Here is a 2,694-nt window from a genome sequence, read left to right as displayed (position 1 = left end):
GGACGGTGCCGGCCGCACCGGCTATGCCGCTGCGGCCGGCACCGTCCCCGCCACCGGCATCCCGCGGTAATAGAGGAAGTACCGCTCGACCGCCGTCCAGGTCGTGCTCGTCACCACGTACAGCGCCGCCGCCAGCGGCACCACACCGACGGTGAAAAGCGTCGCAAAGGACAGCAGCGGCATCATCCTCGTCATCGCGCCCATGCCCGGGACCGGCTGTCCGCCGGGCCCGGCCGGTATCGCGGGCGTCCTCGCGAGCTGGATCCGCATCTGCCGGAAGTTGAAGGTGGCGACTCCGGCGACGATCGCGAAGAGCGCGAGATACACGAGCCCCGCTCCGCCGACGATCCCGCCGTGCGCGAGGGCGTCGGTCCAGCGGTCACCGAGAGGCGCGGCGAAGAGGGAGTGGCCGAGCAGTTCGTTGCGCTCCCCGCCGATCGTCCGGTTGGAGAAGAGGTGGTACATCAGGAAGAACGCCGGCATCTGCGCCAGGCTGGGCAGACAGCCGGACAGCGGCGAGACCTTCTCCTTGGCGTGCAGTTCCACGATCGCCTTCTGCATGCGCTCGGGATTCCTGCCGTGCTTCTTGCGCAGCTCGGCGATCTGCGGGGCGAGCCTGGTGCGGGCCTTCTGGCCACGGGCGGACGCGCGGGCGAGCGGGTGGACCGCGAGCCGTACACAGGCGGTGAACACAACGATCGCAGCGGCGGCGGAGCCCGCGTGGAAGAGCGGCTGGAGCAAATCGGCGAGACCTGTGACCAGGTTGGCGAAAACAGACATGAGAACAGAGAAAGCGGACAAGGTGAGCCCTCCACGAGGTCTTGTCGTGCCGGTCGGGAGCGGTCGGCCGCGATACACGCGGCGCGACGGGTCCGCCCTGAGGCGGCGATGCGGCATGACGACCCGTGAGGGTACGCGGGAGGGTTACGGGGTCAGGCACACGGCAGGACCATCGGAAGCGGCTGCCTCCGTGTCCGCGCACATGTCGTTCGCGCACATGTCGTGCATGCACATGTCGTTCGCGCACACGTCACGCATGCAGACGTCGTCCGCGCACATGCCCCTGTACGCCTGCGCGCCTGTCCCCTTGGTACCTACGCGGCTTGCGCCCACGCGGCCGTCGCCGGGCGGCGGCCGGGTGCCCGGGGCCGGGTACGGCCCGATGCGTCGGGATCCCGTTGCGGCAGGAAGGCGGTGCGTTGCTCGCGGTCGCGGATGGCCGTGCGTACCCGGTGCGGCGGCTGGGCCGGCACGGAGCGCGCGCTGATGACGGCGCAGGCGGCGAGGGCGGAGCCCGCGGCGGCGGTGGCCGCGAGCGCGACAGCGGCGGAGAGGCTGCCCGCGTCGATCAGCAGGACTTCGGTGAGGAGGAAGAGCAGCAGCCCGGCGGGGCGCAGCAGCCGAAGCGCGCTGCGGACCATGGCCTGCCCCTCTCGTCCCGTCCTCGCCCACCCGCCCTTACTCGTGCTCGGGCTCGGGCTCGGACTCGTACACGCCTGTACGACACATGCCGCTTCAGCCGTTATACACGATCGGCCTCAAGGGGCTGAAGCAGTCGGCGGGGCCGGAGCAGGGCCCGGCTCACCGGATCGCTCGGCTCCGGGTCCAGCCCCTCGCCCGGGAGCATCTCCACGTCCTGGGGTGGTACGGCCGTAGAGCAGGCCGGGCATTCGCCGTACGAGCCCAGCTCCGTACCGCAGTCGGCGTGGGTGAACACACGCAGCCGCTTCGTACCGGCCACATGTGCGGTACCCCACACACTGAGCGACCGCAGAATCGGCCAGAGGGCGATCCCGCTGTCGGTGAGGACGTACTCGTCACGCGGCGGGGAGTCCTGATAGCGCCGTTTCTCCAGGACACCGGCGCGCTCCAGGGCCTGGAGGCGGGTGGCGAGGACGGCGCGGGGCAGGCCGAGGTGCCCGAGGAAGTCGCTGTAGCGGCGGATGCCGTAGAAGGCGTCACGGACGACGAGAAGCGTCCAGCGCTCACCGATGACTTCCAACGCGCGGGCGATCGAGCACTCCTGCGCCACGTAGTCCTTGCCCAGAGCCATGGAATCAGCCTAGCAAGATTTGAGTTCAATGAATGAACCTACGCTGCTAGGGTCGATCCAGCACTGAGTTCATTCACCGAACCTAAAGATCGCCGAACGAACCGAACCACACCTCCAGATCCGCCGCCGAGGGGACGAGATCGTCATGGCCCAGGCTCAGCCCAAGCCCCTGCACCAACCCCTGACCCAGCCCCCGAACCAGTCCGCGCCCACGACGGCGACAGGGGCCGGTACGGCGACCACGCCCGCGCCGCCGGCCCGCCCGGGCGCGACGCTCGCCGTGACCAGCGCGGCCACCACCGTCGCCCTGATGAACTACACGACTCCGCTGCTCACCCTGCCGAGCATGAGTGCCGCCTTCGGCACACCGCTCTCCGGCCAGGCCTGGCTGCTGAACGGCGCGCCGCTCGGCCTCGCCGCCGTGCTCCTCGTCGCGGGCAGCCTCGCCGACGACTACGGCAGACGCCGGATCTTCCTCCTGGGCACTCTCGCCCTCGGTGTCACCACCGCGCTCGGCGGGCTCGCCGACAGCACGCTGCTGTTCACCCTCGCCCGGGTGGCACAGGGCGCGGCGAGCGCCGCGATCATCGCGAGCAGTCTCGGGCTGCTGGTCCACGCGTTCCCGGCCGGTCCGGCCAGGA

4 protein-coding genes are annotated in these 2,694 nt (G+C 70.4%); 1 reads left to right on the top strand and 3 read right to left on the bottom strand.

Annotation, left to right across the window (positions count from 1 at the left end):
• Positions 1-21: 21 nt before the first annotated feature.
• From BFF77_RS31900 to BFF77_RS31890, 3 genes are all read right to left on the bottom strand, one after another.
• Complete coding sequence (locus BFF77_RS31900; RefSeq protein WP_066957017.1) at positions 22-780, bottom strand: YidC/Oxa1 family membrane protein insertase; 759 nt, start codon at positions 778-780, stop codon at positions 22-24.
• A 314-nt stretch (positions 781-1,094) separates the two neighbouring features.
• On the bottom strand, positions 1,095-1,421 hold the full coding sequence (locus BFF77_RS31895; RefSeq protein ID WP_066957014.1) for a DUF6412 domain-containing protein: 327 nt from the start codon (positions 1,419-1,421) through the stop codon (positions 1,095-1,097).
• A 101-nt stretch (positions 1,422-1,522) separates the two neighbouring features.
• Entirely contained in the window at positions 1,523-2,053 is a 531-nt protein-coding gene (locus BFF77_RS31890; protein ID WP_066957011.1) for a winged helix-turn-helix transcriptional regulator, read from the bottom strand.
• Positions 2,054-2,198: 145 nt separating this feature from the next.
• Between BFF77_RS31890 and BFF77_RS31885 the strand changes: the two genes are divergently transcribed.
• The coding region (locus BFF77_RS31885; protein ID WP_141698608.1) for an MFS transporter at positions 2,199-2,694 on the top strand (496 nt) is incomplete at its 3' end.

It is taken from the genome of Streptomyces lushanensis (assembly GCF_001700515.1).
GTDB lineage: Bacteria > Actinomycetota > Actinomycetes > Streptomycetales > Streptomycetaceae > Streptomyces > Streptomyces lushanensis.
This window is presented reverse-complemented; position numbering and strand designations above follow the sequence as displayed.

Excerpts from the sequence above, each read along its gene's own strand:
- BFF77_RS31900 (WP_066957017.1), bottom strand. The coding sequence starts at position 780 with ATGTCTGTTTTCGCCAACCTGGTCACAGGTCTCGCCGATTTGCTCCAG.
- BFF77_RS31895 (WP_066957014.1), bottom strand. The coding sequence starts at position 1,421 with ATGGTCCGCAGCGCGCTTCGGCTGCTGCGCCCCGCCGGGCTGCTGCTC.
- BFF77_RS31890 (WP_066957011.1), bottom strand. The coding sequence starts at position 2,053 with ATGGCTCTGGGCAAGGACTACGTGGCGCAGGAGTGCTCGATCGCCCGC.